Below are 7,753 nucleotides of genomic sequence, written 5' to 3'. Positions count from 1 at the left end.
ACCTCATACTTAATTAATAATTCTATGGTACTCAAAAAGACGTCTACGAAGTAGACGTCCAGTTATTTAGTGCTTACATTTCATATTCTCTAACTGAATACTTTTTTCTTCCCAGCTTGTTTCGGTAGCTTCCATTTGGTGGTTAACAGATTCAAGCTCTTTTTGTAGATCTTGCAGTTTGCCAACATCATTAAAGACATCTGGCTCGGTCATTTTAGCCTCAATTTGATCTTTTTGTTGCGTTAAGCTATCCAAGTGATTTTCTAGATCAGCAACTTCTCTTGATAGCTTGCGTTGCTGCTTCTGTTCTTCCTTATTAATTTGGTAATTCTTTTTATCGTTGGTAACAGGGGCGGTTCGTGTCTCAGTTGGATGTTCTTCTGCCTGTTTTTGAGCCTCGTGCTCTTTAATGGCGATCATTTCATCCTTCTTGTTGACATAGTAATCGTAATTACCCAAATAAGTTTCGGTGCCTTTTTTAGATAATTCAACAACAGACGTGGCAATTTTATTAATGAAATAACGATCATGAGAAACAAAGAGGATTGTGCCGTCAAATTGGTTGAGGGCTTTTTCCAATACTTCTCGGCTATCGATATCCAAATGGTTAGTTGGTTCATCTAAAATGAGAAAGTTATTGTGTTGCATTGCCAACTTTGTGAGCAAGAGACGGGCTTTTTCACCACCTGAAAGGTCATGGACCATCTTGGCAACGTCATCACCGGAAAACAAGAAGCTTCCTAAAATGCTTCTGATATCGCCTTCGGGGGTCATTGGGTGATCATCCCATAACTCGCTTAACACTGTTTTATTGCCATGTAAGGATGCCTGCTCTTGATCATAATACCCAGTGTCGACACCTGTACCAAAATACGCTTGACCCTTAATGAATGGAATGATTCCTAAAATACTTTTGAGCAGGGTAGATTTACCAACGCCGTTTGGACCAACAATCGCAATTGCTTGGTGGCGTTTGATATCCAAATTAATGGGTTCCGACAGAATGGCCGTGTATCCAACCGCAGCGTTTGTGACGTTCAAAACGTTATTGCCACTTTTGGATTTTGGAGTGAATTGGAACCGAGCCGTTTTTGAATCAGCGGTTGGTTTGTTAATCCGCTTCATTTTTTCCAATTGTTTTCGTCGTGCTTGAGCTTGCTTGGTGGTTGACGCCCGAACGATATTTTTGTCAACGAAAGTCTGTAGCTTCTCAATTTGGGCCTGCTGTTTTTCATATTCTTTCCACTGTTGAGAAACCCGTTCTTCCTTTTTCTTTGTATAATCTGTGTAATTGCCGGTAAAGTGCAATAAGGTACCGTTAGCCAATTCATAGACTTCATTGACGATACGATCCAGGAAGTAACGGTCATGTGAAATGATTAAGAGCGCGCCACTATAATTCTGGATGTACCCTTCCAACCAAGTAATGGTTTCAACGTCCAAATGGTTGGTCGGCTCATCGAGTATCAGTAATTCTGGTTTTTCCAAGAGGAGCTTCGCCAGGGCAAGTTGGGTCTTTTGACCGCCAGACAATTCGTTGATTGGCCGATCATAATCAGCTTGACCAAATCCAAAGCCGTGAAGGACGCCTCTGATTTCTGCATCGTAACCATAACCGTTGTGCTGTTCAAAATCCGCCCGAATATTATCATATTGTGATGAAATTTGGGCATATTCTTCGGAAGCTGGGTCAATCGAGGGATCACTCATCTGCGCCTCTAATTCGTGAATCTTTCGTTCTTGTTGTTTAAGTTTGGCGAAGACGGCGGCCATTTCATCATAAATTGATTTATCGGAATCTAGGCCAGTGTCTTGTGCCAAGTAACCAATGCTCAGATTCTTTTTGGTCACAATTTGGCCACCATCGAGCGATTGTTCACCGATTATCATTTTGACTAAGGTGGATTTTCCGGCGCCGTTTCGGCCCACCAAAGCAATTCGACTTTTTTCTTGGACGGCCATATTCACATTCGAAAAGATTTCTTCCCCGTTAAATCGTTTGGTTAAATCTTGGGCTTGTAAAATTATCAATTCAGCGGCCACCTTTCTGTAGTTAACAGTATATAATTTTATCATATTATCTGGTTTTACAATAATAGTTTGTAAGTATTACTTGAAATACATTTCACAAGGTGGCATTATATGATAGAATAATAAATAAAGATGGGTTCACAAAGTTTTGAATTTTTAAAATAGGTTTTACAGGAGGAAATTTTGACAGCCGAAAACATTCCAAAGGCGACCGCGAAACGATTGCCAATTTATTATCGATATTTAAATATTTTACACGATACCGGAAAACAACGGATCTCTTCTACCGAGTTGGCAGAAGCGGTTCAGGTGGATTCTGCCACCATTCGCCGAGACTTTTCATATTTTGGCGCATTGGGTAAACGGGGTTATGGTTATGATGTCGATAGCCTACTGAACTTCTTTAAGCAGATCTTGAACCAGGAACACCTGACCAACGTTGCTTTGATTGGTGTTGGTAACTTGGGCCACGCGCTGTTAAACTTTAATTTCCACAAAGATAGCAACGTACGGATTTCTGCGGCATTTGATACGAATGGAACGATCATTAATACCATTGAGGATGGGGTACCAGTCTATCCAATCTCAGAGCTTGCCAGCCAGCTGCATGAACAACAAATTCAGGTTGTGATCCTGACAGTGCCATCATCTGCAGCCCAAGAAGTTGCAGCGGATGCGGTAGCTGGGGGCGTAAAAGGGATCTTGAATTTCACCCCAATCCGAATCTCAGTACCTGATAATGTGCTGGTTCAAAACGTCGATTTGACCAATGAACTACAGACGTTGATTTACTTTATCGATAACTTTGGAAAGTAGTTTCCTGCGACTTTACCTCGATTGAAAAACACGATTAATGTGTGGATAAGTCGAAGTTAAAGCTCGGGTTGAATTTAAATAAAGTGCCTCGCGATGAACGTTTCTTGTTCACGGCGAGGCGCTTTATTTGATTTATAAGAGTGCAAGATGTGTCTAAATATGGGTATTGGCTTATTTAAAGTAGGGGATGATTCAAAAATAGAGCAATTAGGCGATGATTTAAATCCCTGCCACAAACCCTGGTATAATCCCAATCCAGGCATGATATCCTGAACATTTTCTAATAAATCCTTGCAATTAGATCAAAAAAATAATATATTATAAACAGTGATTAGCACTTCTGTCATTCAAGTGCTAATGATGCTAAAAATAGTTGTAAATGGAGGGACTAACGTGTTAAAACCATTAGGCGATCGTGTAATTATCGAAACAGAAAAAGAAGAAGAAAAGTCGGTAGGCGGTATCGTATTAGCAGATAATGCTAAGAAGAAGCCACAAGCCGGTACAGTTGTTGCCGTAGGTGATGGCCGAGTTTTGGACAATGGTCAAAAGGTTGCGCCAGTTGTAAAAAAGGGCGACAAGGTAATGTTCGATAAGTACGCAGGTACTGAGATCGAGGACAACGATAAATCCTATCTAGTTTTACATGAAAAAGATATTGTCGCAGTTGTTGAATAAACTTTTTGCGAAATAATCAGCATCATTAATTTATATAATAAATCAAAAATACATTTTTGAGGTGAAATTTGTAATGGCTAAACAAGTTAAGTTTTCTGAAGATGCCCGCGGCGCAATGCTCAAGGGTGTTGATAAATTAGCAGACACAGTTAAAGCAACATTAGGACCAAAAGGCCGCAACGTTGTTTTGGAACAATCAGCAGGCAACCCAACGATCACAAATGATGGTGTTACAATTGCAAAGGCAATCGAATTGCCAGATCATTTTGAAAACATGGGTGCCAAATTAGTTTCTGAAGTTGCGTCAAAGACCAATGATGTTGCCGGTGATGGTACCACTACTGCAACTGTTTTGACACAAGCAATTGTAAATGAAGGTATGAAGAACGTCACTGCTGGTGCTAACCCTGTTGGCATTCGCCGTGGAATCGAAAAAGCAACCAAGGCTGCCGTTGATGGTCTTCACAAGATGTCACATGACGTGAAGACAAAAGATGATATTGCTCAGATTGCTTCAATTTCATCAGCTAACACCGAAGTTGGTAGTTTGATTGCTGACGCAATGGAAAAAGTTGGCCACGATGGTGTTATTACCATTGAAGAGTCGCGTGGTGTTGAAACGAGCTTGGATGTTGTTGAAGGAATGCAATTTGACCGTGGCTACATGTCACAATACATGGTAACCGATAACGACAAAATGGAAGCCGATCTCGACAATCCATATATTTTGGTTACCGACAAGAAGATTACCAATATTCAAGACATTTTGCCATTGTTGCAAAAGATTGTTGAACAAGGTCGTTCACTTTTGATTATTGCCGATGATATTGGTGGTGAAGCATTACCAACACTTGTATTGAACAAGATGCGGGGAACCTTCAATGTTGTTGCCGTTAAGGCCCCAGGATTTGGTGATCGTCGTAAGGAACAACTCCAAGATATCGCCATTTTGACTGGTGCAACGGTTATCACTGATGATCTTGGTTTGAACTTGAAGGACGCAACGCTTGAACAATTAGGCCAAGCAAACAAGATTAACGTTACGAAGGATTCAACCACAATCGTTGACGGTTCAGGTGCCAAGGATGCAATCAGTCAACGAGTTTCAGAAATTAAGACTCAGATTGAAAAGACTACTTCTGACTTTGACCGTGACAAGTTAAAGGAACGTTTGGCTAAGTTATCAGGTGGGGTTGCCGTTGTTCGGGTTGGTGCCGCTACCGAAACTGAATTGAAAGAAAAGAAGTACCGAATTGAAGATGCTTTGAATGCAACCCGTGCCGCTGTTGAAGAAGGCTTCGTCCCTGGTGGTGGAACTGCTTTGATCAATGTCATTCCAGACATCGAAAAATTGGACGAATCAGCCGATGGTGACGAGCAAACTGGTATTAACATTGTTCGCCGGGCACTTGAAGAACCTGTTCGTCAAATTGCTGAAAATGCCGGTGTTGAATGCTCAGTAATCGTTGAACAACTCAAAGATGAAAAATCCGGAATTGGTTACAACGCAGCCAATGGTAAATTTGAAGATATGATCAAAGACGGTATCGTTGATCCTACCAAAGTTACCCGTTCAGCCCTTCAAAACGCTGCATCTGTTTCAGCCTTGTTGTTGACGACTGAAGCTGTTGTTGCTGACGAACCAAAGAAGGATGCACCAGCTGCTCCAATGCCAACTCCAGGAATGGGAATGTAATTTAGGCATTCAGACAGATTAATCATTTAAAATAACTTAACGGAGTCGGACGACGAATGAATTCAGTTTGTCGGCCGGCTTTTTGTATGGCTAACGATTAGTCGTTAGGTGACTGGAAAACTAACCATTTCAACGGTTATAAAATATACCCGGTTAACCTAATATAACGACTGTTTCGAAAAACATTAACTAACGAGGTTGTCGCAGTCATTTTTGTGTTGTATGGTGTATTTACGTGTTATCTTACTACTGCATAACAAGACTTGTTTTTGCTACCAAGAAGGACTATTATTTTATGGTTCACTACGAGTGGTAGATTTATATTAAAAGGAGTAACTATTTATGTGGCGATATTTAAAACGGTTTTTAATTGGGAAACCGCTAAAAACCACTGATGAGGGTGGCCAATCCCTGACAAAGTTTAAGGCACTGGCATTATTATCTTCCGATGCCCTTTCGTCAGTGGCTTATGGTACCGAACAGATAACAACAATTCTGATCACTTTATCAGCTGCAGCCCTGATGTACCAAATCTGGGTTGCTGCACTTGTTTTGGTACTCTTAGCTGCCATTACGCTTTCTTACCAACAGATTATTCACGCATATCCATCTGGTGGTGGGGCGTATGTTGTTGCCAGCACTAACTGGGGTGAACGAGCGGGGCTCATTGCCGGTGGTTCACTGTTGGTTGATTACATGCTGACTGTGGCCGTATCCACAACATCTGCGACTGAAGCAATTACTTCAGCGATCCCGTCTCTTTATTCTCATCAAGTATTGATTTCTTGTTTGATTGTAGTTGCAATTATGCTGCTTAATTTGAGAGGAATTCGTGAATCAGCTTCATTTCTGACCTTGCCCGTTTATCTTTTCATTGTGATGATTATCGGGATGGTTATTTATGGTGGTTACAATATTGCCACTGGAAACATCCAGTATCATGCCGCTGCTCATATTGGCGCACCGGTTGAAGGTATGACCCTGATTCTGTTTTTCAGAGCTTTCTCATCTGGTTCATCTTCCTTGACTGGTGTTGAAGCGATTAGTAATGCTGTTCCGAATTTCAAGTCACCAAAGAGTAAAAATGCTTCCGCAACATTAGCCATCATGGCAACCATCTTGGCGTGCTTCTTTGGCGGTATTACCTATATGAGTTACTACATGGGTGTTATTCCTAATAGCCATGAAACGGTGCTTTCCCAGATCGGTGTTAATGTCTTCGGTCATGGCATTGTTTACTACCTGCTACAGTTATCAACTGCGATGATTTTGGCTGTTGCCGCAAATACTGGTTTTTCAGCCTTTCCAATTCTTGCTTATAATTTGGCTAAAGATAAGTTTTTACCCCACGCATACCTCGATAAAGGGGACCGGCTCGGTTATTCAAACGGGATTATTTCGTTGGCCGTTGGCGCCATTGTGTTAATTCAAATCTTTGGTGGCCGAACCAATTCTTTAATTCCACTGTATGCTGTCGGTGTGTTCATTCCGTTCACGTTATCTCAATCCGGAATGATTATTCACTGGTATCATAATCGCGGGAAAAATTGGCAACTTAAGTCGGTCATTAACTTTGTTGGGGCCTTCATTTCATTAGCCTTGGTAACGTGTTTATTCTTATTAAGGTTTCCAAACGTCTGGCCGTATCTGATCGTGATGCCGATTTTGATTCACATTTTTTACAAGATTAATCGGCATTACAAACGAGTGGCCGAACAGTTGCGCGTGATTGAAGATAATACCGAAATTACCGCAACTCATCATTTTGATGGTTCGACGGTGGTTGTTTTGGTTGGCGGTGTTACCCGAGTAACTGCCAATGCAATTAGCTATGCCCAGTCAATCGGGGACTACGTGATTGCCATGCACGTTTCCTTTGATTCCAATCCTGAGAAGGAACATAAGACGTCCGAGGAATTTAAAAAAGAATTTCCAGATGTCCGGTTCGTTGATATCCATTCATCCTATCGTTCGATCGCCCAACCAACATTACGATTTTGCGATGTGATTGCTAAACGAGCCGCAGATCGAAACTATTCGACAACTGTTTTGGTTCCACAATTTGTACCCCGTCACCGCTGGGAAAACATTTTGCATAACCAAACCAGTCTGCGCCTGCGAACCATTTTGAATTCACGGCAAAATATTATTATTTCGACCTATAACTATCATTTGCGTGAGTAGTGTCAGAGGGTGGAATCGAACAGTTGGCAGCCAATGTACAAGTTGTTGATTTGTCTCACAACCTTGTTCTTGGATTGTGGCGAATAGTCTTGTGGGCAGCTGGTTGTTTGGTGAAACATCTTTTGACCATGACACGATAAAAAATAGTTGGTACCAATTAAAAACGAGCGCCTCTCCATGATGAAGAGGTGCTCATTTTCGTTAGCCGGTTGAATCGCTATGGTGTGATCCCCATCAAGTTGGTAAACACTGGGACAATCAGATCCACCGTAAGCACTAAATAATTGGACGTATTCAAAAAGGCATTCGAGCATGTTATTCTTCAGATAACACAATCGAATGCCTTTT

Annotated in this window: 6 protein-coding genes; 4 read left to right on the top strand and 2 right to left on the bottom strand. The window is 41.4% G+C overall.

The window, feature by feature from the left end; translation table 11 throughout:
* Positions 1 to 66 precede the first annotated feature (66 nt).
* Positions 67 to 2,031 (bottom strand): ABC-F family ATP-binding cassette domain-containing protein, encoded by a 1,965-nt coding sequence (locus KTE19_RS12200; protein ID WP_217342391.1) that lies wholly within the window; start codon positions 2,029 to 2,031, stop codon positions 67 to 69.
* Between the two features lie 183 nt (positions 2,032 to 2,214).
* On the opposite strand from KTE19_RS12200, the gene KTE19_RS12195 reads away from it, so the two are divergent.
* From KTE19_RS12195 to KTE19_RS12180, 4 genes are all read left to right on the top strand, one after another.
* Positions 2,215 to 2,847 (top strand): redox-sensing transcriptional repressor Rex, encoded by a 633-nt coding sequence (locus tag KTE19_RS12195; RefSeq protein WP_217163495.1) that lies wholly within the window; start codon positions 2,215 to 2,217, stop codon positions 2,845 to 2,847.
* A gap of 393 nt (positions 2,848 to 3,240) precedes the next feature.
* Positions 3,241 to 3,525, top strand: a complete 285-nt coding sequence (groES, locus tag KTE19_RS12190) for a co-chaperone GroES (RefSeq protein ID WP_217163493.1) — start codon at positions 3,241 to 3,243, stop codon at positions 3,523 to 3,525.
* 73 nt (positions 3,526 to 3,598) lie between these two features.
* Positions 3,599 to 5,221: a chaperonin GroEL gene (groL, locus tag KTE19_RS12185; RefSeq protein ID WP_217342390.1), complete on the top strand. Its 1,623-nt coding sequence runs from the start codon at positions 3,599 to 3,601 to the stop codon at positions 5,219 to 5,221.
* Between the two features lie 342 nt (positions 5,222 to 5,563).
* Complete coding sequence (locus KTE19_RS12180; protein ID WP_056981139.1) at positions 5,564 to 7,405, top strand: APC family permease; 1,842 nt, start codon at positions 5,564 to 5,566, stop codon at positions 7,403 to 7,405.
* Positions 7,406 to 7,407: 2 nt separating this feature from the next.
* Here KTE19_RS12180 and KTE19_RS12175 read toward each other — a convergent pair.
* A partial coding sequence (locus tag KTE19_RS12175; RefSeq protein WP_217342389.1) for a hypothetical protein occupies positions 7,408 to 7,753 on the bottom strand: 346 nt, incomplete at its 5' end.

The sequence above is a fragment of the Lentilactobacillus dabitei genome (assembly GCF_019061365.1).
Lineage (GTDB): Bacteria > Bacillota > Bacilli > Lactobacillales > Lactobacillaceae > Lentilactobacillus > Lentilactobacillus dabitei.
The sequence above is the reverse complement of the archived record's forward strand: the minus strand, read 5'-3'. Positions and strand labels throughout refer to the sequence as shown.